22 protein-coding genes and 1 pseudogene are annotated in these 25,363 nt (G+C 74.5%); 17 read left to right on the top strand and 6 right to left on the bottom strand.

The window, feature by feature from the left end:
* Positions 1–346: 346 nt before the first annotated feature.
* The 8 genes from MY526_RS17030 to MY526_RS16995 are packed head-to-tail and all read left to right on the top strand — an operon-like array spanning position 347 to position 8,917.
* Positions 347–1,441: an ABC transporter substrate-binding protein gene (locus tag MY526_RS17030; protein ID WP_436704632.1), complete on the top strand. Its 1,095-nt coding sequence runs from the start codon at positions 347–349 to the stop codon at positions 1,439–1,441.
* A 32-nt stretch (positions 1,442–1,473) separates the two neighbouring features.
* The gene (locus MY526_RS17025; protein ID WP_436693784.1) at positions 1,474–2,316 is read left to right on the top strand and encodes an ABC transporter ATP-binding protein; all 843 of its coding nucleotides are present in this window, start codon (positions 1,474–1,476) and stop codon (positions 2,314–2,316) included.
* Positions 2,317–2,362: 46 nt separating this feature from the next.
* On the top strand, positions 2,363–3,226 hold the full coding sequence (locus MY526_RS17020; protein ID WP_436693783.1) for an ABC transporter permease: 864 nt from the start codon (positions 2,363–2,365) through the stop codon (positions 3,224–3,226).
* Positions 3,223–4,926, top strand: a complete 1,704-nt coding sequence (locus MY526_RS17015) for a dihydroxy-acid dehydratase (protein ID WP_436704630.1) — start codon at positions 3,223–3,225, stop codon at positions 4,924–4,926. The genes MY526_RS17020 and MY526_RS17015 overlap by 4 nt, the downstream gene beginning before the upstream one ends.
* On the top strand, positions 4,923–6,269 hold the full coding sequence (locus tag MY526_RS17010) for an FAD-dependent oxidoreductase (RefSeq protein ID WP_436704628.1): 1,347 nt from the start codon (positions 4,923–4,925) through the stop codon (positions 6,267–6,269). Before MY526_RS17015 ends, MY526_RS17010 begins: the two co-directional genes overlap by 4 nt.
* The gene (locus MY526_RS17005; RefSeq protein ID WP_436704627.1) at positions 6,266–7,546 is read left to right on the top strand and encodes an aconitase X; all 1,281 of its coding nucleotides are present in this window, start codon (positions 6,266–6,268) and stop codon (positions 7,544–7,546) included. The genes MY526_RS17010 and MY526_RS17005 overlap by 4 nt, the downstream gene beginning before the upstream one ends.
* Positions 7,543–7,965 carry an aconitase X swivel domain-containing protein gene (locus MY526_RS17000; protein ID WP_436693779.1) on the top strand — a complete coding sequence of 141 codons (423 nt, stop codon included), beginning with the start codon at positions 7,543–7,545 and terminating at the stop codon, positions 7,963–7,965. Before MY526_RS17005 ends, MY526_RS17000 begins: the two co-directional genes overlap by 4 nt.
* A gap of 52 nt (positions 7,966–8,017) precedes the next feature.
* Positions 8,018–8,917: an IclR family transcriptional regulator domain-containing protein gene (locus MY526_RS16995; RefSeq protein ID WP_436693778.1), complete on the top strand. Its 900-nt coding sequence runs from the start codon at positions 8,018–8,020 to the stop codon at positions 8,915–8,917.
* A gap of 4 nt (positions 8,918–8,921) precedes the next feature.
* Here the strand turns inward: MY526_RS16995 and MY526_RS16990 are convergent, their stop codons facing one another.
* From MY526_RS16990 to MY526_RS16980, 3 genes and pseudogenes are all read right to left on the bottom strand, one after another.
* Positions 8,922–10,565 carry an AMP-binding protein gene (locus MY526_RS16990; protein WP_436704625.1) on the bottom strand — a complete coding sequence of 548 codons (1,644 nt, stop codon included), beginning with the start codon at positions 10,563–10,565 and terminating at the stop codon, positions 8,922–8,924.
* A 3-nt stretch (positions 10,566–10,568) separates the two neighbouring features.
* Complete coding sequence (locus MY526_RS16985) at positions 10,569–11,627, bottom strand: hypothetical protein (protein ID WP_436704623.1); 1,059 nt, start codon at positions 11,625–11,627, stop codon at positions 10,569–10,571.
* 4 nt (positions 11,628–11,631) lie between these two features.
* Positions 11,632–12,168, bottom strand: a pseudogene (locus tag MY526_RS16980) (UGSC family (seleno)protein).
* Positions 12,169–12,358: 190 nt separating this feature from the next.
* Between MY526_RS16980 and MY526_RS16975 the strand changes: the two are divergent.
* The 5 genes from MY526_RS16975 to MY526_RS16955 all read left to right on the top strand — a co-directional run bounded on the left by MY526_RS16975 (position 12,359) and on the right by MY526_RS16955 (position 20,132).
* Positions 12,359–13,228 (top strand): alpha/beta fold hydrolase, encoded by an 870-nt coding sequence (locus tag MY526_RS16975; RefSeq protein WP_436693775.1) that lies wholly within the window; start codon positions 12,359–12,361, stop codon positions 13,226–13,228.
* Positions 13,229–13,237: 9 nt separating this feature from the next.
* Positions 13,238–14,752, top strand: a complete 1,515-nt coding sequence (locus tag MY526_RS16970) for an acetyl-CoA hydrolase/transferase family protein (RefSeq protein ID WP_436693774.1) — start codon at positions 13,238–13,240, stop codon at positions 14,750–14,752.
* A 199-nt stretch (positions 14,753–14,951) separates the two neighbouring features.
* Positions 14,952–18,305 carry a LodA/GoxA family CTQ-dependent oxidase gene (locus MY526_RS16965; protein WP_436704621.1) on the top strand — a complete coding sequence of 1,118 codons (3,354 nt, stop codon included), beginning with the start codon at positions 14,952–14,954 and terminating at the stop codon, positions 18,303–18,305.
* A gap of 2 nt (positions 18,306–18,307) precedes the next feature.
* On the top strand, positions 18,308–19,498 hold the full coding sequence (locus tag MY526_RS16960; RefSeq protein ID WP_436704619.1) for an NAD(P)/FAD-dependent oxidoreductase: 1,191 nt from the start codon (positions 18,308–18,310) through the stop codon (positions 19,496–19,498).
* Complete coding sequence (locus MY526_RS16955; RefSeq protein WP_436704617.1) at positions 19,479–20,132, top strand: class I SAM-dependent methyltransferase; 654 nt, start codon at positions 19,479–19,481, stop codon at positions 20,130–20,132. Before MY526_RS16960 ends, MY526_RS16955 begins: the two co-directional genes overlap by 20 nt.
* Before the next feature lie 13 nt (positions 20,133–20,145).
* Here the strand turns inward: MY526_RS16955 and MY526_RS16950 are convergent, their stop codons facing one another.
* The 3 genes from MY526_RS16950 to MY526_RS16940 form a co-directional block, all read right to left on the bottom strand.
* Positions 20,146–20,745 (bottom strand): YceI family protein, encoded by a 600-nt coding sequence (locus MY526_RS16950; RefSeq protein ID WP_436693770.1) that lies wholly within the window; start codon positions 20,743–20,745, stop codon positions 20,146–20,148.
* Positions 20,746–20,821: 76 nt separating this feature from the next.
* Positions 20,822–21,682 (bottom strand): amidohydrolase family protein, encoded by an 861-nt coding sequence (locus MY526_RS16945; protein WP_436693769.1) that lies wholly within the window; start codon positions 21,680–21,682, stop codon positions 20,822–20,824.
* A gap of 48 nt (positions 21,683–21,730) precedes the next feature.
* Positions 21,731–22,558: an enoyl-CoA hydratase-related protein gene (locus MY526_RS16940; protein WP_436693768.1), complete on the bottom strand. Its 828-nt coding sequence runs from the start codon at positions 22,556–22,558 to the stop codon at positions 21,731–21,733.
* Positions 22,559–22,627: 69 nt separating this feature from the next.
* Here MY526_RS16940 and MY526_RS16935 point away from each other — a divergent pair, with 69 nt between their 5' ends.
* The 4 genes from MY526_RS16935 to MY526_RS16920 form a co-directional block, all read left to right on the top strand.
* A complete protein-coding gene (locus tag MY526_RS16935) occupies positions 22,628–23,386 on the top strand; it encodes an SDR family NAD(P)-dependent oxidoreductase (protein ID WP_436693767.1) in 759 nt (252 codons plus the stop codon).
* Positions 23,383–23,790, top strand: a complete 408-nt coding sequence (locus tag MY526_RS16930; RefSeq protein WP_436693766.1) for a RidA family protein — start codon at positions 23,383–23,385, stop codon at positions 23,788–23,790. The genes MY526_RS16935 and MY526_RS16930 overlap by 4 nt, the downstream gene beginning before the upstream one ends.
* A gap of 118 nt (positions 23,791–23,908) precedes the next feature.
* Positions 23,909–24,139, top strand: coding sequence for a hypothetical protein (locus MY526_RS16925; RefSeq protein WP_436704615.1), 231 nt, complete (start codon positions 23,909–23,911; stop codon positions 24,137–24,139).
* Positions 24,140–24,157: 18 nt separating this feature from the next.
* A partial coding sequence (locus tag MY526_RS16920; protein WP_436704686.1) for a DUF222 domain-containing protein occupies positions 24,158–25,363 on the top strand: 1,206 nt, incomplete at its 3' end.

Genomic DNA, 25,363 nt, shown 5'->3' with positions numbered 1-25,363 from the left:
CTGGGGGCCGGGCCTTGCGTGCGGCATGCGAACGACTGCGCACTTGCCGCACAGACCGTACCCGGGCCGCCCGGCCGGGTCGAGGCCGGTGTGGCGTGGGTCACGGTCGGGTCACGCTCTCGGCCGATCGGGGCGGCGGCGTTGACACCGCCGTGACGCGGGTCATATGTTCGGGAAGAGCACGAGTGATCGCATGCCGCACACTCTCCGCTCCCGGTCGAACCAGCGACCCGCCCCCTCCACTCCGCCCGGCTCGTGCGCCCCGCAGGGAGGTCACCGTGATCCCCACACCCCCGCGGCCGTTCCGCGCGACCCCGTCGTCCCGTCCGCTCGAGGGAGAGCCCAGATGACCCGCACCGACGCACACCCCTCCGGCTCCCGCCCCCGCTCCCGCCGGTGGCGGTCCGCGGTCGCCGCGGCCAGCGCCGCGACGCTGCTCGCCGCCTGCGGCGGTGGGGACGACGAGGCGGCGTCCGGGAGCGACGGCGACGGCGGGGGCGGCGGCGAGCTGCAGGACGTCACCTTCCTCAACATCCTCCCGCTGGAGAGCCTGACCTTCACCCCGGAGCTGGTCGCGGCGTCCTGCGGCCAGTTCGAGGAGCAGGGCCTGAACGTCAGCTTCGAGACGACGCAGGGTTCGGCCCAGGCGATCCAGACGGTGATCGCCGGGGGCGCGCTGATCACGCGGGTCGGCGACATGGAGACCATGCTCGCGATCGGCGAGCGGGACGCGCCGCTGGTCAACGTCGGCCAGATCTTCAAGACCGGCACCATCCGCTTCGTCTCCGCCGAATCCGACCCCCTGGAGTCGGCGGCCGACATCGAGGGCCGGCTGATGGGCACGCCGTCGGAGGGCGGCACCAGCGAGATCATCCTCAAGCTCACCGCCGCCTCGGCCGGCATCGACCCCGACGACGTGCAGACGCAGGTGGTCGGCCTCGCGCCGGGCGTCTTCGACCTCGTCACCTCCGGCCGGATCGGCGGGTACGTCGTCTCGCTGGACACCGCGGTGGCGCTCGACGCCCAGCAGCCGGAGGCGGTCATCTACTCGCCGTCCGACGACGTGCAGAGCGGCGGCCAGGTCTACATCACCTCGCAGGAGCAGGCCGACGACCCCGAGGCGCAGGAGCAGCTGCGCGCCTACCTCGCCGCGATCCGCGAGGCGGTGCTGTTCGTCGCCGAGGACGAGGCCAACGACTTCGCCGAGACCATCGAGTGCCTCTCCGAGTACGCGATCCCGACCCTCGAGGACCCGGAGGTCGCCCGCGGCGCCCTCAGCCAGTACGTGGAGTCGTGGACCGCGGCCGGCGAGGAGGAGATCGCCCGGACCCTGCCCGACCAGTGGCAGACGGTCTACGAGGAGATGTCCGGGTCGGGCTTCGTGCCCGAGGGGCTGAACCCGGAGGAGTGGTACACCAACGACTTCGCCCCGGCCCCGTGATGACCACCCCGACCGGTTCCAGGGAGGACGGCATGACCGTGTCCGCACCCGCGCCCCACGTGCCCGCCGCACCGGCGGCGGCGAGCGCACCACTCCGGGAGGCCCAGCTCGAGGTCACCGGGGTCGACAAGATCTACCAGGCGCGGCGCGGCGAGGTGCACGCGCTCAGCAACGTCAACCTCTCCATCGGCCGCGGCGAGTTCATCTCGCTGGTCGGCCGCTCGGGCTGCGGGAAGACGACGCTGCTGCGCATCCTCGCCGGGCTGCTCCCGCCGAGCTCGGGGACCGTGACCGCCGACGGGCAGAGCATCTGGCGCGGCGGCAAGCGCAACGACGAGGCCTTCGAACACTTCGGCCTGGTCTTCCAGGACGCCAACCTGTTCCCCTGGTACACCGTCGCCGACAACATCGCGCTGCCGCTCAAGCTGCGCGGCGTCGGCAAGAAGGCGCGCCGGGCGCGGGCGGCGGAGCTCTGCGAGCTGGTCGGCCTGCCCGGGTTCGAGAACGCCTACCCGCGGGAGCTCTCCGGGGGCATGCGGCAGCGCGCCGCGATCGCCCGGGCGCTGAGCTACGACCCGACCATCCTGCTGATGGACGAGCCGTTCGGGGCGCTCGACGCCCTCACCCGCGACAAGATGAACCTGGAGCTGCAGTCCATCCACGCGCAGGCCGGCGCGACCGTCGTCTTCGTGACGCACTCCATCAACGAGGCGGTCTTCCTGGCCGACCGGGTCGTCCTGCTCACCCCGCGGCCCGGCCGGATCCGCTCCGTGACGCCCGTCCCGCTGGCGCGGCCGCGCTCGCTGGAGACCGAGACCAGTGGCGAGTTCCAGGAGATCGTCCGGGTGCTCCGCCAGGAACTGGACGAGGAGTGACCGGCATGCGCAGTCGCTCGAACACCAGCGCCGTCGAGGAGGACGCATGACCACGCTCGACCGCCCCGCACCGGAGACCTCCACCGGTCCCGGCAGCACCGAGGCCAAGCAGCGCTACGCCGGTGACCGCGACGGGCTGATGAAGGCGCTGCCCTTCATCTCCACGCCGATCCTGCTGCTCCTGCTGATCGGCGGCTGGCAGTTCGCCGTCTCGGTCATCGGCGTCTCGGAGTTCATCCTCCCCGCACCCCTGGACGTCTGGGACTCCCTGGTCACGATGCTGGGCACCGCCGCGGTCTGGACCGACATCTGGATCACCCTCTACGAGGTGCTCGTCGGGTTCTTCTTCGCGCTGGTCTTCGGCATGGCCGTCGGCGCGATCCTCGGCCGGGTGGTCTGGCTCGAGCGCGCCGTGCAGCCGGCGCTGGTCGCCCTCCAGGTGATCCCGAAGGTCGCGTTCATCCCGATCTTCGTCATCTGGTTCGGCTTCGGGACGACATCGAAGATCATCATGGCCGCGATCCTGGCGTTCTTCCCGATCATGCTGAACGTGATGCTCGGCGTCCGGTCGGTGGACCGCGGGCACCGCGACGTCATGCGCGGCCTGGGCGCCAGCCGCTGGGCGACGTTCCGGAACCTGGAGCTGCCCAGCACGCTGCCCTACATCTTCGCCGGGGCCGAGGTGGGCATCGTCTTCGCGGTGATCGGCGCGATCGTCGGCGAGTACCTCGGCGGCAGCGAGGGCCTGGGCCACCTGGTGGTGCGCAGCCTCAACGCGCTGGACGCGCCGCAGCTGTTCGCCGTGATCGTGCTGCTGGCGCTCATGGGCTCGCTGCTCTACGCCGCGGTCACGCTCACCAAGCGGCTGATGATCCCGTGGCACGACTCGGTGGCGGGCGTCTCCCCGTGAGCGAGCTGCGGAGCAACCTGCAGGAGGGCAGCTCCCGCTGGGCGGTGCGCCGGGCACAGTGGCGGGCGCTGGGCATCTCCGACGAGGACATGCGCAAGCCCAAGATCGCCATCGTCAACAGCTCGTCGAAGCTGGCGATCTGCTTCAGCCACCTCGACGGCATCGTGCCGGTGCTGGAGGAGGCGATCCGCGCCGCCGGTGGGCTGCCCTTCGAGGTGCGCACGGCAGCGCCGAGCGACTTCATCACCTCGGCCGGCCGCGACGGGCGCTACATCCTGCCCAGCCGCGACCTGATCGTGAACGACGTCGAGGTCGCGGTCGAGGGCGCCCAGCTCGACGGCATGGTCACCCTCGCCTCGTGCGACAAGACCGCCCCGGCGCACCTCATGGCCGGCGCGCGGCTGGACATCCCGACGGTCGTCGTCGGCTGCGGCTACCAGCCCAGCGGCGACTACCGGGGCGAGCACGTCGACATCGAGGAGGTCTTCCTCGCCGCCGGGTCGGTGGCGGCCGGCCGGATGACCTTCGAGCACCTGTGCGGGATGGCCGACAACGCCATCCGCGGCCCGGGTGTCTGCGCCGGCCTGGGCACGGCGAACACCATGCACATGGCCTGCGAGGCGCTCGGCATGTCGCTGACGGGCACCACGCCGGTGCTGGCCAACAGCCCGGCGATGTGGGACGGCGTCCGCCGGGCCGGCGCACGCATCGTCGGCCTGGTCACCGAGGGCCTGCGCCCGCGCCAGGTGATGACGCCGGCGGCCTTCCGCAACGCCGTGACCGTCATGCTCGCCACCAGTGCCTCGGTGAACTCGATCAAGCACCTGCAGGCGGTGGCGCACGAGGCGGCGGTGGACGTCGACGTGCCCGGGCTGTTCGCCGAGCTCGCCGACCGGGTGCCGCTGCTGTGCGCCGTCCGCCCCAACGGGCCGCACTTCATCGAGGACCTGGAGCGGGCCGGCGGCACGCGGGCGGTGCTGGCCCAGCTGCGCGACCTGCTCGACCTCGACGTCCCCACGGTGGACGGCGGCACGCTCGGCGAGGTGCTGGCCGACGCGGAGGCGGCCGACGAGGAGGTGGTCCGCCCCGCGGACCGGCCGTTCGGCACCCGGCCCACCATCGTCGTGGTCCGCGGCTCGCTGGCCCCCGGCGGCGCGGTGGTCAAGCGGCCGGTGGACGACCGCGGCAACCGCCGGTTCGAGGGCACCGCGCTGTGCTACCCCTCCCGCGACGCGGCGCTGGAGGGGCTGGCCCGCGGCGAGGTGCACCCGGGCACGGTGCTCGTCGTCCGCGGCCTCGGCGTCGTCGGCGGCCCCGGCATGGCGCTGGGCTCGGCGGTCGTCTTCGCCCTGGAGGGCGCGGGCCTCGGCGACAGCGTCGCGCTGGTCACCGACGGGCAGATGTCCGGCCTGGTCAACGTCGGCACCGTCGTCGGCGAGGTCACCCCGGAGGCGGCGCTCGGTGGCCCGCTGGGCCTGGTGGAGGACGGCGACCGCATCGTCATCGACGTGGACCGGCGCACCGTCGACCTCGAGGTCCCCGACGACGTCCTGGCCGCCCGCCGCGAGCGCCTGGGCACCGCCGAACCGGGCCCGGACCACGGCTGGCTGTCGGCGTACCGCAGGCTGGTCTCCCCCGTCCCGGAGGGCGCGGTGCTCACCGCACCGGCCCCGGGCCGCGGCCCCGAGGAGGACCGGTGACCTGGATCGAGGAACCCGGACGGCGCACCGCCGTCATCGGCGAGTACGAGGTCGTCGTCGTCGGCGGCGGCCCGGCCGGGGTGATGGCCGCCGCGGCCGCCGCCCGCGCCGGCCGCTCGACCATCCTGGTCGAGCGCAACGGCTACACCGGCGGGGCGGGCAGCGCCGGCGGGCTGTCCACCTTCTGCGGGCTGCACGCGCGCGTGCACGGCGAGGACCGGCAGGTCGTCCACGGCCTGACCGACGAGCTGCTGGAGCGGATGGCGGCCCTCGACGGGCTCAACGCGCCGCACCTGAGCTTCGCCAACCGGATCCTCGCCCAGGCCTACGACATCTCCGCCTACAAGATCGCCCTCGACGACCTGCTGGTCGAGGCCGGCGTGACGCTGCTCTTCCACGCCCTCGCCGTCGGCGTCGTCATGGCCGACGAGCAGCGGGTGGACGCGCTGCTGGTGGAGTCGAAGTCCGGCCGCGGCGCGATCCGCGGCCAGGTGTTCGTCGACGGCTCCGGGGACGGCGACCTCGCCGCCTGGGCCGGGGCGCCGTACGAGAAGACCGACCCGGCGCACGGGATGCTCTACCCGTCGCTGATGTTCCGCATCAACGGCGTGGACGCCGACGCCGCCCACGCCACCTACGACAAGCTGCCCGACCTCATGGACGAGGCCGAGCTCGGTGGCCGGTACCTCTTCCCGCGCAAGCGGCCGATCGTGCGCCCGCAGCGCAACCCGCTGGAGTGGCGGGCCAACATCACCCAGCTGCGCAACCCCGACGGCAGCGCGATCGACGGCACCGACGTCTGGCAGCTGACCCGCGGCGAGCTCCAGGGCCGCCGCCAGGTGCGCGACGTCTTCCCGTTCTACCAGCAGGAGGTGCCCGGCTTCGAGGCCGCCTACGTCGTCGACATCGCCCCGGACATCGGCATCCGCGAGACCCGCCGGATCGTCGGGGCCTACCAGCTCAGCGAGGACGACATCCTCGACTGCGCGGACTTCCCCGACGCCATCGGCGTCAACGGGTGGCCGGTGGAGGCGCACGTGGCCGGCGACGTCGAGATCCGCTGGCAGCGGCAGCCCCGCGGCTACAACCAGCTGCCGTTCCGCATGATCGTCCCCCAGGTGCTCACCAACACCTACGTCGTCGGCCGGTGCGCGTCGATGACCCACGAGGGCCAGTCCAGCGCCCGGGTCTCGGGGCCGTGCTTCGCGATGGGCCAGGCCGCCGGCACCGCCGCCGACCTGGCGCTCTCCGCCGGGGTCGCCCTGGGGGACGTCGACGTCGCCAAGCTGCAGGCCCGGCTGGTGGAGGACGGCGTCCGGTTCGACGGAGGCGAGGCGTCGTGAGGCTGGCCGACGACGAGAAGGCGATGCTCGACGGTGCGCAGGGCGAGGCGGTCGCCGCGGCGATGGACCTGCTGGTCCGCTACGGCGAGGTGCTGGGCGCCGAGCGGCTGGTCGACACCGACAACGTGTGCGGAGCCAACCTCTTCGGCTCCCGGCACAGCCTGGTGTGCGGCTCCCCCACCCCCGACGCCGCGTTCTCCGAGCACAGCCTGGACGCGCCGACGGTGCTGACCATCCCGCCGGTGAAGGCGCAGAGCTACCAGCTCATCGGGCCGATGGACACCAAGCACTGGCAGGTGCAGGGGCTGCCGCAGGCCGAGCACGACGAGATCGTGGCCAGCGAGCGGTACAACGCCGAGCACGGCATCCACCTGCTCAACACCTGCACGCCGTACCAGGTGGGCAACGTGCCGCTGAAGGGCGAGCACTGCGCCTGGATGGAGAGCTCGGCGGTCGTCTACGTCAACTCAGTGCTCGGCGCGCGGACCAACGTCGAGGGCCGGGAGAGCACCGGCGCGGCCATGCTCACCGGCAAGATCCCCTACTGGGGGCTGCACCTCGAGGAGAACCGGCGCGGCACGCACCTGGTCGAGGTGACGACGCCGGTGGAGGCCAACCTCGACTGGGGCCTGCTGGGCTACTGGATCGGCGAGCAGTTGCCGGAGGAGGCCATCCCCGTCGTCGACGGGATCGCCGCGACGCCGGACCTCGTCCGCCTGAAGCACTTCGGGGCCGCGGCCGCGTCGTCGGGCGGGGTGGAGATGTACCACGTCCCCGGGATCACGGCCGAGGCGCGCACCGTCGAGGAGGCCCTCGCCGGGCGGGCGCCGGTGCAGCGGCTGCGCTACGGCCCGGCCGAGCGCCGGGAGGCCCACGCCCACCTCAACGCCACCGCGCGCGACGACGCGGTGGACCTGGTGATGATCGGGTGCCCGCACGCGACGCTGGGCCAGATCCGCGACGTCGTCCGGCTGCTCGAGGGGCGCCGGGTGCACGCCGACACCGAGCTGTGGGTCTTCACGCCCCGGGCGCTGCGCCACGTCGCCGAGCAGAACGGCTACGCGCGGGCGCTCGAGGAGGCCGGTGCGCTGCTGATGAGCGACACCTGCCCGGCGATCGGGCAGTTCCTCCCGAAGGGCACCCGGGTGATCGCCACCGACTCGGCCAAGCAGGTGCACTACCTGCCCGCGATCATGAACGTGCAGGGCTGGTTCGGGACGCTGACCGAGTGCGTGGACGCCGCGGTGACCGGCACCTGGCGGGGGGAACGGCCGTGAGCACCCCCGTCGTCCTGACCGGCCGCGGCCTCGTCGGCGGCGTCGCCGAGGGCGAGGCGCTGGTGACCCGCGAGGCGATCTCCGGCTGGGGCGGGGTCGAGCCGCGCAAGGGGCGGGTCATCGAGTCCCGGCACGAGCTGGTCGGGCAGTCCTTCGCCGGCAAGGTGCTGGTGTTCCGCGGCGCGAAGGGCTCCTCGGGCTGGTCGGGCATGTTCCACATGTCCCGGCTGATGGGCTCTGCCCCGGCCGCGATGGTCTTCACCACGATGAACACCAAGATCGCCCTGGGGGTGGTGGTGACCCACGTGCCCGCGGTCACCGACCTCGACGGCGACCCGTTCGAGCTGATCCGCACCGGCGACTGGGTGCGGGTCGACGCCGACCGCGGGCAGGTCATCGTCACCCCGTCGGGCGGGTAGCGTCCCCGGTGCCTGTCCCGGCGCCGCCGCACGGACGAGGATCGACGGCCACATGGACGGCGCGGCACACGACCGCGACGGCGCGGAGGAGCTGGACCCACTGAGCGAACCGGAGACCGTGCCCGAGGGCGCGGACGAGACCGTGACGGCCGGCGGCCGGGCGCGCGGGGACTACTTCGTGCAGTCCCTGGAGCGCGGGCTGGCCGTGATCAAGGCGTTCACCGCCGACGAGCCGGAGCTGACGCTCAGCGACATCGCCCGCCGCACCGGCATGACCCGCGCCGCGGCCCGCCGGTTCGTGCTCACCCTCGTCGACCTCGACTACGTCGGCACCGCCGACCGCCGCTTCCACCTGCGCCCGTCGGTGCTGGAGCTGGGTTACACCTACCTGTCGGTGATGTCGGTGCCGCAGGTGATGGCGCCGCACCTCACCGCGCTGTCGGACCGGCTCAACGAGACGGTGAGCGCCGCGGTCCTCGACGGCGACGACATCGTCTACGTCGCCTGGGTCGGCCCCCGCCGCGTGCGGGTCGGCGGCATCACGATCGGGACCCGCCTGCCCGCCTACCTCACCTCGCACGGCCGGGTGCAGCTGGCCGCGCTGCCGGACGAGGAGCTGGACGCCCACCTCGGACGAACCCGGCTGGAGGCACGCACCTCGAAGACGATCACCGATCCGGTGCGGCTGCGCGAGGTGCTCGGAGAGGTGCGGGCCCACGGGTACGCGCTGGTCGACCAGGAGCTGGAGGAGGGGGTCACGTCCATCGCGGTGCCGGTGCGCGACTCCCAGGGCACCGTCGTGGCCTCGGTCAACGTCGGGACGCACTCCCGGCGGCTGTCCCCCACGGCGCTGCGGCGGGCGGCGCTGCAGCCGCTGCAGGAGACCGCCCGCCTCGTCGAGCGGGACATCGGGCTGCTCGGCGTGCGACCGACGCCGCCCGGTCAGCTCTGAGCGGTCAGTCCCGCCCGCTCAGCTCCTGGGCCCGCTCCGTAGCCCAGCGCCGGTCGATCTTCCCCGACACCGTCCGCTCGATCGCCGGGACGACGGTGACCAGCCGCGGCCGCTTGTAGTCGGCCAGCCGGGCGCCCACGTGCGCGGCCAGGGCGTCGGCGTCCACCTCGGCGCCGGGCTCGGCCACGACCAGCGCGGTGACCCGGCTCCCCCACCGGTCGTCCGGGACGCCGACGACGACCGCCTCGGCCACCGCGGGGTGGTCGACGAGCGCCTGCTCGACCTCCTCGGCGAAGACCTTCTCGCCGCCGGTGTTGATGACCCCCGAGCCGCGGCCCAGCAGGGTCAGCGTGCCGTCGGCCTCGACCGTCGCCGAGTCCCCGGGGACGGCGTGCCGCACGCCGTCGAAGGTCCGGAACACCGCCGCGGTCGCGACCGGGTCGTCCAGGTAGCCCAGCGGCAGGTTGCCGGTGCTGGCCAGCTCGCCGACCTCGCCCGACCCGGGGACGACGTCGCGGCCGTCCGCGGTGACCACCCGGGCGGTGGCGGGCAGGGTGAACCGGGAGGTGACCGCGTCGGGGTCCGGGCCGGACAGCGAGATGCCGAACGGGCCGCCCTCGGTCGCGGCGATCGAGTCCTGCAGCGTGAGGCGCCCGTGCCGGAGCAACCCCCGCTTGGTCTCGGTGCCCCACCGCACCCCGGAGCTGAACACCCGGCGCAGCGAGCCCAGGTCGTACGGCGTCCCCTCGGCGGCGGCGCGGTCCAGCTCGGCCAGCAGCGGGACGGCGAACGCGTCGCCCACGATCGCCAGCTCGTGCACCCCGTGCTCCTGCACCGCCGCCCACAGCGCCGCGGGGTCCAGCGACCGCTGCGGCAGGGTGACCACCCGGCCGCCGCGCAGCAGGTTGCCCAGGCTGGTGAAGAAGCCGGTGCCGTGCATGAGCGGCGAGGCCGGGAGGAACACCGGCGCGGTGCCCTCGCGCACCGCCGCCACGGCGTCGGCGACCACGCCGCCGAGGTCGGCCGGAACGGGGCGCTGCGCCCGCCCGTAGGCCGAGGAGACCACCCCGCAGACGCCGGCGCAGTCCCACACCACGGCCTTGGGCAGCCCCGTCGTCCCGCCGGTGAGCAGCAGCACCCAGTCGTCGGCCGAGCGCTCGCACCGCGGCGCCGGCGGCCCGGCGATGGCCTCCTCGTAGGGGCAGAAATGGCCATTTCTGCCCTCGTCGCCGGCGACGACGACCGCGGACAGCTCGGGGAACCGGCCCGCGACGACGGCCGCGCGGTCGGCGAGGGTGGCGTCGACGACCAGCCCGCGGGCGCCGACCATCCGCAGCACCTGCTCGAGCTCGGCCTCGCGGTAGCGGTAGTTCACGTTGACCGGGACGGCGCGCAGCTTGAGGACCGCGAACACCGTCTCGAGGTACTCCGGCGAGTTGTACAGCCCGATGCCGACCGGATCGCCGGGGCCGACCCCCCGCGCGGCGAGCGCGCCGGCCAGCCGGGCGGCGCGCTCGTCGAACTGCGCCCAGGTGCGGGCCCGGTCGCCGTGCACGAGGACGGTGCGGTCCGGGTCGAGCGTGCCGACCGCGTCGGCGACCGCCTCGAGCACCGTGGCGAGGTTCTCCCGGAAGCCCTCCTCCGGCACGCGTCAGACCCCCGCGATCCGGGTGACGGCCGGTCGGCCGCCGCGCGGCCCGAAGGTCTCCACGATCGCCGAGACGCCGGAGTTGGACGCGCCGGCGACCACCACGAGGACCGCCTCGGGCGAGGTCATCGCGGAGATGCCGTCGCGGGCCGGGTCGGGCCCGGCGTCGACGACGGCGTCCGGGTGGTCGCGGGCCACCCGCCAGTGGCTCTTGGCCGACACCGCCCCCTTGCCGGCGCGGTCGAGGACCTCCCGCGGCACGAACGACTGCTCGTGGAGGAACCGGGAGACGTCGCGCTTGGACCAGCCGGCGTCGGCCAGCAGGTGCGCGTGCTCCGGGCCGAGGACGACGCAGGCGCTCACCGTCTGGTGCAGCAGCGCGCCGGTGCGGGCCAGCGATCCGGCGACGTCGGTGAGCAGCTGCTCGGGGACGCCGGTGTGCCGGGCCTCGATGTGCAGCGTGGAGCGCATCGTCATCGCCGTCACCGCACTGTCCTCGGGGGCGAGGCCGTGGTCGACGTGCAGCGGCGCCCACGGGGACTCCTCCTCGTTCTCCCCGATGCAGGCGGTGTACTTCGCCGGCGTGCCCTGGGTGGCCTGGTCGAGCTCGTGCGGCCGCAGCCCGAGGGCGTTGATCGCGGTCAGCCGGACGGCCCGCCCGATGGTGGCGTTCGCCCGGAAGCCCGGCCCGAACAGGTTGCCGGCGCAGTTGACGCCGAGCTGGGTGCGCACCGGACCGTTGACCAGCAGCAGCGAGGCGGTGCCGGTGGTGCTCTGCCAGATGCCCTTGCCCGCGTAGCCCTCCTCGCGCAGCGAGTCCCACGCGGCCACCAGGACCGGGAAGTACTCCGGCAGGCAGCCGGCCATCACCGCGTTGACCGCCGCGAGCCGCACGGTGACCGCGCGGTTGATCTGCGGCATCTCGAACAGCACCTCGCCCGGGTCGCGGTCGACCCGGGCGAGCACCACCTCCAGCGCCTCGGCGTCGCACGGGACGACCGGCAGGCCGTCGGTCCAGCCCTTCGCGTAGCAGTGCTCGATGGCGCGCTGGGTGTCGTTCACCCGCTCAGTCCTCGACCCCGAGGATCTCCAGCACGCGGGGCAGCATCTCCTCGACCCGCTGCCGGATGCCCTCGGCCGAGAGGGAGGCCACCGGGTGCGGGATGGACACGTACGCGAAGCCCGGGAACCCGTAGGTCCGGGCCATCGCCTCCGCGGTGATGCGGAAGGCGTCGGTGCAGATGGAGACGGCGGGCACGCCCTGCCGCTCCAAGAGGATCCCGTCGGCCAGACTGGCCGCGCTGCAGGAGCCCTAATCGCCGATCGCGGTGATCGCGAAGTCGCACTCCTCGAAGATCCGCTGGGTCTGCGTGGGCTCCACCGGGGTGCCGAAGTAGGGCTTGCTGTACATCAGCACGTCCTTGAGCCCGTAGCGCTGCCGCAGGACCGAGCCGAGCTCGGACAGCAGCGCCGCCCCGTTCGGCTTGGTGTTGTCGAGCAGGCCGAGCGTCTTGCCGCGCAGGGTCGTCGGCCGGGGGGCCAGCGACGTGTCCGCGGCGGCGTCGGTCGCGCCGGTGGGGTCGAGGATCGACTCCAGTTCCATGGCGGCTCCTCGTCGTCGGGTGCGGTGGACGGCCCGGTGTGCGGCATCCGCACACCGGTTCCCCTGCCGCACGCCGACCCTAACCAGCGCTCCCCGATCGGGTCAACGAACGTGCCCGCACCGGGCGCCTGCGTAACGTGCCCATCCGGCCCCCCGGGGCCCGCGTTCGACGACCGCGAGGAGCACACCCATGCCGAGCCCCGGCGACCCGACCCCGGCCTGGTTCCCCCGTGCACTGGCGAGTGCACCCGAGCACCGGGACGTGCCGGTCGACGGAGCCCGCGTCCACTACCGCGCGTGGGGCGAGCCGGGCCGGCCCGGGCTGGTGCTGGTGCACGGCGGCGCGGCGCACTCCGGCTGGTGGGACCACGTGGCGCCGCTGCTGGCGACCCACCGCGTCGTCGCCCTCGACCTCAGCGGGCACGGCGACAGCGAGCGGCGGGACGGCTACGGGATGTCGCAGTGGTCGCGGGAGGTGCTCGCCGTCGCCGCCGCCGAGGAGCTGTCCCGGCCGGTGGTCCTGGGCCACAGCATGGGCGGCTGGGTCGCGCTGACCACCGGGGTCGAGCACGGGGGCGCCGTCGCCGGGGTCGCCGTCATCGACTCCCCGCTGGACCGGCAGCCGCCCGAGGAGCAGACGCTGCGCGAGCAGCCGCGGGTGCACAAGGTGCACGCCGACCTCGACGCCGCGGTCGCCCGCTTCCGCACCCTCCCCCCGCAGGAGGCCTACCTGCCCTACGTCCGCGAGCACGTCGCCCGCGGCTCGCTGCGCCCGGTCGAGGGCGGCTGGACGTGGAAGTTCGACCCCTCGTTCTTCGGCACCCGCCCGTCCGTGCGGCAGCTGCTCCCCCGACTGGCCGCTCCCGCGGCGCTGTTCCGCTGCGAGCACGGCCTGGTGACGCCGGAGATGGCCGCCGAGATGGCCGCGCTCGTGCCGGACGGGCTGCCCGTCGTCGACCTGCCGGAGGCGGGGCACCACCCGATGCTCGACCAGCCACTCGCGCTCGTCACGGGCATCCGCACGCTGCTCGCCCTCTGGCCGGAGGGCCGCGCCGCGTAGCGTGGGGCCATGGCGGGCGCCGGACGCATCCTCTCCCCGGGCCTGGCCCGCAAGGTCGTCCCGGCGGAGGAGGCCGCGGCGCACATCCGGGACGGCGACACCGTCGGCATGAGCGGCTTCACCGGCGCCGGCTACCCCAAGGCCGTCCCCCAGGCCCTGGCCCGGGAGATCCACGAGGCGCACGAGGCCGGCCGGCCCTTCCGGGTGAACGTCTGGACCGGCGCCTCCACCGCCCCGGAGCTGGACGGCGCGCTCGCCGCCGCCGACGGGATCGAGCTGCGGCTGCCCTACCAGTCCGACCCGGTGAGCCGCGAGAAGATCAACGCCGGGCTCATGGAGTACATCGACGTCCACCTGTCGCACGTCGCCCAGATGGCGTGGATGGGCTTCCTCGGCCCGCTGGAGGTCGCCGTCGTCGAGGTCAGCGGCATCACCGCCGACGGCGACCTGATCCCGTCGTCGTCGGTCGGGAACAACAAGACCTGGCTGGACCTGGCCGACCGCGTCGTCCTCGAGGTCAACGCCCGGCAGAGCCCGGCGCTGGACGGGATGCACGACATCTACTACGGCACCGCGTTGCCGCCGTCGCGCCGGCCGATCGAGCTGACCCGTCCCGACGACCGGATCGGGGTGCCGTACCTGCGCTGCCCGCCGGAGAAGATCGTCGCGATCGTCGAGACCGACGCCCCGGACCGGAACAGCGCCTTCCGTCCGCCGGACGCGGACTCGGTCGCCATCGCCGGGCACATCGTCGAGTTCCTGGAGCACGAGGTGGCCCGCGGCCGCGTCCCGCGCTCGCTGCTGCCGTTGCAGTCGGGGGTGGGCAACGTCGCCAACGCCGTCCTCGCCGGGCTCGGCGGCTCGTCCTTCGAGGGGCTCACCGCCTACACCGAGGTCATCCAGGACGGGATGCTCGAGCTGCTGTGCTCGGGCCGCATGGTGTCGGCCTCGGCGACGGCGTTCTCGCTGAGCCCGGAGGGGACGGCGCGGTTCGACGCCGAGGCGAAGGCGTTGCGGGAGCGGATCCTGCTGCGACCCCAGGAGATCAGCAACCACCCGGAGATCGTCCGGCGGCTCGGCGTCCTGGCGATGAACGGGCTGATCGAGGCCGACATCTACGGCAACGTCAACTCCACGCACGTCATGGGCAGCCGGATCCAGAACGGCATCGGCGGCTCGGGGGACTTCGCCCGCAACGCCTACATCTCCTTCTTCCTCACCCCGTCGACGGCCAAGGGCGGGGCGATCTCGACGATCGTGCCGATGGTCAGCCACGTCGACCACACCGAGCACGACGTCGCGGTGATCGTCACCGAGCAGGGGCTCGCCGACCTGCGCGGGCTGCCGCCGCGCAAGCGCGCCGAGCTGGTGATCGAGCGGTGCGCCCACCCGGACTACCGGCCCCTCCTCCGCGACTACTACGACCGCGCGCTGCGCGACGCCCCCGGCCGGCACACCCCGCACCTGCTGGCCGAGGCGCTGAGCTGGCACACCCGCTACCTGACCGAGGGCGCGATGCGCTGAGGGCGCGTGGCGAGGGGCTCGCGCCGCCCCGTGGGCCCGCTGCGCCGTCGAGGCGGGAGAACGCCGGCTCCCGCCGGTGACCGGCTCGTGACGGGGGCGTGACGCGCGCGGCTCCACACTGCTCGGCGTCCGGTCCCACCCGGCCGCGAGCAGCAGCTCCTGCCCGTGGGACGGAGGTCCCACGTGGAAGGAGCGTCCCGTGGCCACGGTGTACCGCATCCACCCGGCGATCGGCGTCGCACGGGTGGGCAACAGCCCCGACGAGTTCTTCATCGGACCCGAGCGCGTGGGCGAGGTGCCGCAGCCGCAGGGCGGCTTCAAGGACGCCCAGTGCCGGGTCAAGCGCCAGGCGGCCCGGTTCCGCGTCTTCGCCCAGCACGACGACGGCACGGTCCAGGAGATCACCGACGACGACGCCGAGATCTCCTGGACCGTCCACCTGGTCAACGCGAAGGCCGCGCACCCGGGCCGGGGCAACGCCGAACCGGTCGCCGACCTGACCATCGACCCCGGCCCGCGCACCCTCACTGGCCCGGACCAGCGGGCGGTGTTCGACGGCGGGTCGATCCACTTCGCCGGGCACCCGGTGGTCCCGGTGCCCCTCGGCGAGATCAGGTCCGACGACGCCGGCCACCTGCTGGTGCTGGGCGGGCGCGGGGACGCCGCATCACCCGCCGGGAACCTCATCGGCAACTTCTGGGCCAACGCGGGCTGGTACGACGACGTCGCCGACGGCCCGGTCAGCGCATCGATCACGCTCCGCGCCGACGGCTCGACACCGGCGGTCGACCGGGCGTGGGTGATCACCGCGCCACCCAAGTTCGCGCCGCACCAGGACAGCCCCGTCACGCTCTACGACCGGGTGCTGCAGCACATGGTCGACCTGGGTCTGCGCACGGCGCCGACCACGACGTCGTACACGCGGGACATCCACCCGATCCTGCAGCGGGCCCGGGACATGCGGTGGGTGGAGGGCATCTTCGGCGCGCACACCTGGCCCGAGCCCGTCACCAGCCAGCCGCTGGTCGACGCGATCGTCGCCCGGCTCCGCCCGCTGGGCGACATGCCGCTGCTGAACGGGGCCGACTCGTCGCTGACGCCCATCCAGCTCGCGCACGTGCAGCGCTGGCAGTCCGGCGCCTACACGGCCGACTGGGTGGGGGTGCCGGCGCCCGAGGCCGACGTGACGCCCGACGGCCTGGACCGGGCGGCCCTCGAGGCCTGTGTGGGTGGCGCGTTCTTCCCGGGCATCGAGGGCGGCGGGCTCGCGCCGGGAGACCGCCCGATCATCGAGTCCCCCTACACCGCGCCGTTCCGGCTGGCCCCGACCGTGACCGCCGGCAGCATCTCCAGGGCCATGGCGCTCCCGTGGCAGGCGGACTTCAAGGCCTGCGGGGACAACTGGTGGCCGGTGCCGCGCCCGAACGACGTCGTCCCCCAGGACACCGGGGGGCAGGCGCGGTGGGACCGCGACGTCACCAGCATGGACGACATGGCCACCCTGTGGCACACGCTGGGCTTCGTCGTCCGGCAGGGGGACGAGCACGTGGAGGTGGAGCACTGCGACGAGGCCTCGATCACCCTGCTCACGCCCCACCTGCGCTTCACCGACGTGCCGCAGGGTCCGATGGGCATGGTGCGCGAGGCGGCGCTGGCCATCACGTTCGAGGTCGTCTCGCCCGGCGCCGCGGTCACCCTGGACTTCGCGCCCGGCGGAGGCCCGGCCCACCCGCAGCTGGTCGCGGCCACGTCCTCGGTCACGGTCGGCCCCACTGCCCCCAACGCCGTCGCCGGCGCCCGGTTGTGGCTGGTCTACCGCACGGGTGTCGCACCGTCGTCCATCCCGACGCAGACCCTCACCGTCCGGGAGGCCGCGTCCGGGGACACCTGGCAGGTCTCGGTCGACGGCAACACCGTCGCCCGCGCGACGGCGGCCGCCGCCCTGGTGCTCGACCGGTCGGGCAGCATGGCCGAGGACCGCGGCGACGGTCAGAGCAAGCACGCCTCGCTCCAGCAGGCCGCGAACACCTTCGTCGACCTGGTGCTCGAGGGCGACGGCGTCGGCCTCGTGCGCTACAACCAGGACGCCCAGTCGCTGCAGCCGGTCCTGCCCCTGGGACCCGGCGGCCTGACGGACGTGAACCGCAGGGCGACCCACGACGTCATCAACGGCAACGCCCTCGATCCCCTGGGGGCGACGTCGATCGGCGACGGCATCGCCGAGGGCCGGTCCGTGCTGACCGCGGCGCCGCCGTTCGACGTCAAGGCGCTGGTCGTCCTCACCGACGGCATCGAGAACAGCCCACGGCTGATCTCCGACGTCGCCGGGCAGATCAACGAGCGGACCTTCGCGGTGGGCCTCGGCCAGCCGCACAACATCAGCGTGCCCGCACTGCAGACGGTGTCGGGCAACAACGGCGGGTTCCTGCTCGTCACGGGCGCGATCACCGGTGACAACCGGTTCCTGCTGCAGAAGTACTTCCTCCAGATCCTGGCGGGCCTCACCCAGGCCGAGGTCGTCCTCGACCCCGACGGCGAACTGGTCCGGGGCGCCGTCCACCGCATCCCGTTCCAGCTCAGCGACGCCGACTCGGGCGTCGAGGTCGTCCTGCTGACCCCCCGGCCCGACGCCGTCGACTTCCGGCTGCAGACGCCCAACGGCCTGCTCGTGGAACCGTGGCGGGCCACCCAGGAACCGACGATGCAGTACGGGACCGGCGACGGCGTGGCGTACTACCGGCTCGCCCTGCCCGTCCAGCTGCGTCCCCGCCGGTTCGACCAGGCCGGCACCTGGCACGCGCTGCTCACGCCGGGACGGCCCCGGACGGGGCCGACCGACGACGCCGACGGTGTCGACCGCGAGATCCTGAGGGGCCGTCGCGGCCCGTCCGACCCGCCGGTCCCGCCGCGTCGACCGTACGAGTTCGAGCGTGCGTTCTCGGTGGTGGCCGAGCAGGGCGGTACGCCCGGGGCCGGGGCGCTCCCGGACGCCGCCGAGGCCGACCCCGGCCGGCGTGGCCTGCCCTACAGCCTGGTCGTGCACGCGTTCTCGAACGTGTCGCTCCGGGCCCAGGCGAGCCAGCGCTCCTACGAGCCGGGCGCCGAGGTCGCACTCGACGCGACCCTGACCCAGTCGAGCCTCCCGATCGAGGGCGACCCCGCGGTGTGGGCGGAGATCACCCGCCCCGACGGATCGGCGACGGTGCTCCCCCTCGCGCCGGGGGCACCCGGCGAGTTCCGGGCCGGCTTCGGCACCGCCGCTCCCGGCGTCTACCGCGCGCGGGTGCGCGCACGCGGACGCACCCGTGCCGGCCGGCCGTTCACGCGGGAGCGGACGGTCACCGCCGCCGTGTGGCGGGGAGGCGACACGCCCGCCCCCTCGGGCGGCGCCGGCCAGGTGGACGAGGCACTGTGCGGTCTCCTGTCCTGCCTGTTCGAGGACGGGGTCGTCGACCCGTCGCTGCTGGAACGCCTGCGGCGCCTGGGCTTCGACCTGGACCGGGCCCGGGCGTGCCTCGAGGAGCGCTGCCGCACCCTCCGGCCGCAGCACTGACCGTGCCGTCCACCTGGGACGCCGTCGTCGTGGGCGGCGGGCCGGCCGGCTCGGCGACGGCCCTGCGGCTGGCGGCCACGGGCCGGTCGGTGGCCGTGCTGGAACGCAGCCGCTTCGACCGGCCGCGCGTCGGGGAGACGCTCGCTCCGCTCGTCTGGCCGCTGCTGGAGGACCTCGGCGTCTGGGAGCGGTTCACCGGGTTGCACCCCCTGCCCTCGTGGGGCACCCGCAGCGTCTGGGCCGACCCGGCACCGGTCGAGCACTCCCACCTCGTCAGCGGCTACGCGTGCGGTTGGCACGTCGATCGCCGCGCCTTCGACCGGATGCTGGCCGACGCCGCCGCCTCCGCCGGCGCGCACCTGTGGACCGGCACGGCGGCGGTGGGATGCCGGCCGGACGGTGACGCGTGGCTGCTGGCCTGTGCCGACGGGCGTGCCGTGCGCGGCCGGCTGGTGGTCGACGCGACGGGACGCCGCGCCGGCATCTCCCGCGCCCTGGGCGCCGGACGCAGCACGTTCGACCGGCTGGTCGCCCTGGCCGTCCGGTGGGACGGCGTGGACGTCGCCGAGGAGCAGTACCTGCTCCTCGAGGCCGCCGCCGAGGGCTGGTGGTACACCGCGCCGCTCCCGGGGGCGGGCATGGTCGGGATGCTGATGACCGACGCCGACCTCTGCCGGGAGGGCGGTCTGCACGCGAGCGCGCCGTGGCGCGACCGGTTGAGCGCGACGGCCGTGACCGCCGCCCGAGTCGGTGCCGCGCCCCTGCGGTCGGCGCCACGAGCGCACTCCGCAGCCAGCCAACGCTCGCGGCGCGCCGGTGATCCGCGGCCCTGGCTGTCGGTCGGCGACGCGGCGCTCTCCGTCGACCCGCTCACGGGCAGCGGGGTCCTGCGAGCGCTCCGGACGGCGGAGTCCGCTGCGGACGCGGCCGGGCACCTGCTCGACCGTCCCGGATCCGCCGGGACGGTGGTCGCCCGATACGAGTCCGCGCGCGACGACGAGTGCGCCCGGTACCTGGCCGACCACGCGCGTCACTACGGGGACGTGCGCCGGTTCGCCACGCCGTTCTGGCGCCGTCGCCGGCCCCGACGCCGGCCGGATCCGGTCCGCTCCGACCCGTCGGCCCCGGGTGCCACGATGTGGTGCCGGGAACAGGTGGACGAGGAGGACGACGGTGCCGGGGACCTCCGCTGACGATCCGTTCGCCGGTCGGCAGCCGACCGCTCACGAGCGGATGACGGGGCTGCCCTGGGATGCGTCGTACCACGACGGCCCCGCGCCGTGGGACGTCGGCCGGCCGCAGCCGGCGGTGGTGCGGGTGGCCGCCGCGGGCGGGTTCGCCGGCGCCGTACTGGATGCGGGGTGCGGAACCGGCGAGAACGCACTGCACGTCGCGTCGCTGAGCCTGCCGGTCCTCGGCGTCGACGTGGCCGGGACGGCGCTGGCGATCGCCCGGGAGAAGGCCCACGACCGCGGGATCGCGGCCGAGTTCGCCGTGGCCGACGCGCTCCGGCTGGAGCGGCTGGGGCGCCGGTTCGACACGGTGCTGGACTGCGGGCTGTTCCACGCCCTGGACGGCGACGAGCGGCCGGGATACGTGGCGAGCCTGGCATCGGTGACCGGGCGCGGCGGGACCCTGTACGTGCTGTGCTTCAGCGACGACGGCCCCGGCACCGGCCCGCACCCCGTCGGCCGGCACGAGCTGCGAGCGGCGTTCGAGCCCGCCACCGGATGGGAGGTCGCCGCCGTCGAGCCGGACCGGATCCTGACGCGCTTCCACGACGACGCCGGCGCACCGGCCTGGCTGGCGACGATCCGGCGGCTGTAGGGCGCGCCGCCCGTCAGCGGACGCGGACGGTGGAGACGTCGAACTCGATCTGGATGCGGTCGCTGACCAGCACGCCGCCGGTGTCCAGCGGCGTGTTCCAGGTGAGCCCCCACTCGCTGCGCTTGATCGCCAGCGCGCCCTCGAAGCCGACCCGGGTGTTGCCGAACGGGTCCTTCGCCGAGCCGGTGAGGGTGAAGTCGACCGACACCGGGCGGGTGGTGCCGCGGATCGAGAGGTCACCGCTCACCGCGTAGACGTCGGCCTCGATCTGCTCGACGTCGGTCGAGACGAACACGATCTCCGGGTAGGTCTCGACGTCGAGGAAGTCCGCCGAGCGCAGGTGCGCGTCCCGGTCGGGCTGGCCGGTGTCGATGCTCGCCGTCCGGATCCGCAGCGTGACCGAGCTGGCCGCCGGGTCGCCGGTGTCGAGGTGCGCGGTCCCGTTGAAGTCGGTGAACGACCCGCGGACCGTGGTGACCATCGCGTGCCGGGCGCGGATGCCGATGCGGGTGTGCGCCGCGTCGATCTCGTAGTCGCCGGTGACGTCGACGAGGGCGGTGGTCGCCGCGTCGAAGTCGGTGGGGTCTGCGTCAGGTGCCCGGTGCTTGCCCACGGGTGACCTCTCCTCTCCCCCGGTACATCCGCTCCATCCTGACCGATGCCCCGCCGGACGACGAACCGGGGTCCCCTCAGGCGGGGTCGAGGCCCGCGTACACCCGGCGCGCGTTCTCCCCGAGGACCAGCGGGACGACGTCGTCGGGCAGGCCCAGGGAGGCGACCGCTCGGGCGTTGGCGGCCTGGCCGGGCACGCCGGGCCAGTCGGTGCCGTAGATCCACTTCCGGGCCAGCCGGCCGAGGTCGAAGCGGGCGTAGTACTCGGGCAGCCGCTTGGGCGGGAGGCCGGACAGCTCGATCCAGACGTTCGGCCGGGAGACCGCCAGGAAGGCCGCGGCGTCGTACCACCAGCCCCGGCCGCCGTGGGCGAGGACGACCTGCAGGTCGGGGAAGTCGCGGAGGACGGCGTCGAGCAGCTGCGGATCGGCGTAGGCGTTGGTCGACCCGGGGAAGCTGCTGGTGCCGCAGTGCACGACCAGCGGCACCGCGCGCTCGACCAGCACGGCGTAGGCGGGGTACAGCGCGGCGTCGTCGGCCCGGAAACCGCCGTGCACCGGGTGGAGCTTCAGCGCCGCCGCGCCGAGGTCCAGCTGGCGGGTGAGCTCCTTGGCGATCGGGAAGTGCAGGTGCGGGTTGACGTTGGCCACCGGGCGGAACCGCCGCGGGTTGTGCTCGACGATCGGCAGCAGGTCGTCGAAGAGCTGGTAGCCGGTCGCCTTGGGGCTGTACTCGCAGAACAGCAGCGCGACGTCGACCCCCTCCTCGGCGAACAGCCGGTCCAGTTCCACGGGGTCGGGGCTGCCGTCGGCGCGCCAGACCTCCTCGAGCAGGCCGGGCCGGCCGAACTGGCGCGCCCAGTCGATCCAGGCCGGCGCGAGGGTGGCGAGGTGGGGCACGTGGACGTGCGCGTCCACGAGGAGGTGTCCGTCGAGCACGTCAGCGATCCTCTCCCGCGGGGGGAGCGAGGCGCGGCGGCGGGGCCGTCACCGGAAGCGGCGGAAGTCCGGCTGTCGCTTCTCGGCGAAGGCCCGGGCCCCCTCCATGCCCTCCTCGCTGACCGCGAACAGCGAGAGCCCGTCGAAGGCCAGGTGCGAGATGCCCCCGAGGTGGTCGGTGTCGGCGTTGAACGAGTGCTTGAGGAAGCGGAGCGCGGTCGGCGAGTAGGTGCCCATCTTCCGGGCCCAGGCCCGGGCGGTGTCCAGCAGCTGGGCGCGCGGGACGACCTCGTTGACCAGTCCCCACCGCTCGGCCGTGGCGGCGTCGTACCGGTCGAGGAGGAACCAGATCTGCCGGGCCCGTTTCTCCCCCACGACCCGCGCGAGGTAGGCCGAGCCGAAGCCGGCGTCGAAGGAGCCGACCCGCGGCCCGGACTGGGCGAACGTCGCCTCCTCGCAGGCGACGGTCAGGTCGCAGAGCACGTGCAGCACGTGGCCGCCGCCGATCGCGATGCCGTTGACCGCGGCGATGACCGGCTTGGGGATGTCCCGCATGATCCGGTGCAGCCGCTCGATCTCGAAGGTGCCCCACTCCGTCTCGCCGTAGCCGCCGGTCTCGGCCCGCTCCTTGACGTCCCCGCCGGTGCAGAAGGCCCGCTCCCCGGCCGCGGTGAGGATGACGGCGGCGACCCGGGAGTCCGCCCACGCGTGCTTGAACGCCGAGATCAGCTCGTCGACGGTGCGGCCGCGGAAGCTGTTCATCCGCTCCTGACGGTCGATGGTGATGACCGCGTGGTTGTCCTCCTCGACGTCGTAGCGGATGTCGGTGAACTCCTCGGGCCGCATGCGCTCCACCCCTCCGTGGTCGCCGGGCACCGGCCGCGCTCCCCGGCCGGTATGTCGCCATGTTGACGGTCGTCACGAGCGGCTGGCAAGCTCGCCGGCGTGGTCTCCCGCCGCTGCCTGGTGACCGGGGCGGGGCGCGGCATCGGCGCCGCCGTCGCCCGGCGGCTGGCCGACCAGGGCCACGCGGTGGCCCTCTCCGCCCGCTCCGCCGACGAGCTGGCCGCCGTCGCCGCCGGCCTGCTCGGCCCCGCGCTGGTCGTCCCGGCCGACCTCACCGATCCCGCCGCCGCCGACGCCGTCCTCGGCGCGGTCGAGCGCGAGTGGGGCGGCCCGGTGGAGGTGCTGGTGCTCAACGCCGGCGCCGGCGCCTCGGCCCCGCTGGCCCGGACGACGGACGAGGACTGGGCCCGGATGCTCGACCTCAACCTCACCGCCCCGTTCCGGCTGCTGCGCCGCGCGCTGCCCGGGATGGTCGAGGCCGGCTGGGGGCGGGTGGTCGCCGTCGCCTCCACCGCGGCCAAGCGCGGTGACCCCTACGTCGCCGCATACACGGCGAGCAAGCACGGCCTGCTGGGGCTGGTCCGCTCGGCCGCCGCCGAGGTGGCCGGCAGCGGGGTGACGGTGAACGCGGTGTGCCCCGGCTACGTCGACACCCCGATGACCGCGCTCACGGTGGACACGATCAGCGCCACGACCGGTCGCACGCCGGAGCAGGCGCGCGAGGCGCTGGCCCGCCGTCAGCCGATCGGCCGGCTCGTCGACCCCGACGAGGTCGCCGACGCGGTGCTGCTCTGCGTGGCAAGCGCGGCGATCACCGGGCAGGGCATCAACGTCGACGGCGGGACGGTGCAGTCGTGAGCGGTCTCGAACGCGTCGACCCGCCGGAGCTGGCCCGGCCCTCGGGCTTCGCGCACGCGGTGGTGGCCCCGCCCGGGGGGCGGACGGTGTTCCTGGCCGGGCAGACGGCGATGGACGCCGAGGGCCGGATCGTCGGGAGGGACGTCGTCGCCCAGTTCGAACGGGCGCTGGGCAACCTGCTCACCGCGCTGCGGGCGGCCGGCGGGTCGCCGGGGGACCTGGCCTCGCTCACCGTCTACGCGGTCGACCTGGCCGACTACCGGGCCCGAGCACGCGAGATCGGCGCGGTGTGGCGGCGGCTCGTGGGCAGCGACTACCCCGCGATGGCCGGGATCGGCGTGGCCAGGCTGTGGGACGACGAGGCACTCGTCGAGGTCCAGGGCACCGCCGTCCTCCCGGCCTGACGCTGCTCTGCCCGCGGCACGTCCGGTGCCGCTGCGGTCCGCGGGGCCGCGTTCCTGACCTGGCGTTACGTGTCCACAGGCCTTGCCCGGTCGGGTGTTCGAACATATGATCGAAGACATGGAGCGAGAGCCGGAACTCGGGGTGCTCGACCCGGACTGCCCGCCTGGCCCCGACGCCCCTGCGGTGGGCTGGGCGTCCGGGCCGCTGGGCGCGGTGCAGGCCGCCGACCGGGAGATCGCCCGGCAGACCGCGCGGCGGGCCCGGGCGGTGGCCGCGTTCGCCGCCTCCCGGCCGGCCTCGGCCGACCGGGCCCAGGGCGAACCCGGCGCGATGAGCCCGGACCGCTGAGCGGCCCGCGCCGAGCCGCTGCGCGCGGTCAGCGAGTGGGCCACCCCGGAGCTGGCGCTGGCGCTGAACCTCACCGCGCAGGCCGCCGAGGCGCTGCTGGAACGGTCACTGACCCTGGTGCACCGGCTGCCGGGCACGCTGGCCGCCCTGGAGACCGGCCTGCTGCACGCCGGGCACCTGTGGCACCTGCTGGACAAGGTCGCGCCGATCGCCGACGACGCGCGGCGCGCGGCGGTGGAGGCCGAGCTGCTGGCCTGGATGTCCCGGCGGGCGGCGGTGACCACCCCGGCCCAGCTGGGCGACCGGGCCCGCCGGATCGTCGCCGTCCGCGACGCCCGGGAGGCCGCCCGCCGGCTGGCCCGGGCGCTGCGCGAGCGCGGCGTGTACCTGCGCTCCGAACGCGCCGAGGGCATGGCCGCCCTCAGCGTGGTCTGCACGCTGCCCGAGGCCCGGGCGCTGCACCGGGCGCTGGGCGCCTGCGCCGACGCCCTGGGCACCGAGCCCGGCGATGCGCGCAGCCGCGGGCAGCGGATGGTGGACTGCCTGCTGGACCTGGTGCTGCGCCCCGGCGAGTGCGAGCTGCCGCCGGTGCGGGTGCTGCTCACCGTGGTGGCCTCGATCGGCACCCTGCTCGGCGGCGACGCCCCCGGCGAGGTCGACGGCCAGGTGGTGCCCGCCGAGATGATCCGCCGACTGCTGCAGGCCCTCACCGGCCACCACCCCGCCACCGACACGGAGCGCACCGCCTCGGCCGCGAACGCGCAACCCCCCGCCGACGCCGGAATTCGCGCCGGGGCCGCCGACGCGGGGAACGCCGCCGAGCCGGACACCACCGCCACCGACGCCGGACCCCCCGACGCCGCCGCCCCCGCCGCGGCCGCCGAGGGCCGGTGGCAGCAGGAGCAGCAGGCCGAGCTGGAACGCTGGTGGGCCGAGCTCGAGCGGCGGGTGCTCGCCGAGGAACTCGGCGGCGGGCCCGACCCGGCCCCCGACGCTCCGCCCGACGCCGCGCCGCCGGTCGAGGACCGGCCTCCGCCGGACGAGCCCGACGGCCGGCCGAAGGCCGGGACGGCGGCCGACGCCGATTCGCTGCCTACTCCCGCCGACATCCCGCACCTCGACGACCCCCGTCCCGGCGATCCGGCCGCCGGCGGGCCGCCGGGCGGCGGCTGGTGGGCCGCCGCCGACCGCGCCGTGGACGCCGCCGGCGCCGCGGTGCACGCC

Origin of the sequence: Geodermatophilus sp. CPCC 205761, assembly GCF_051383655.1 — a bacterium.
In the GTDB taxonomy this organism is placed as follows: Bacteria; Actinomycetota; Actinomycetes; order Mycobacteriales; family Geodermatophilaceae; genus Geodermatophilus.
Note: the sequence above shows the minus strand (reverse complement) of the source record. Positions and strands in the feature narration are given on the sequence as shown.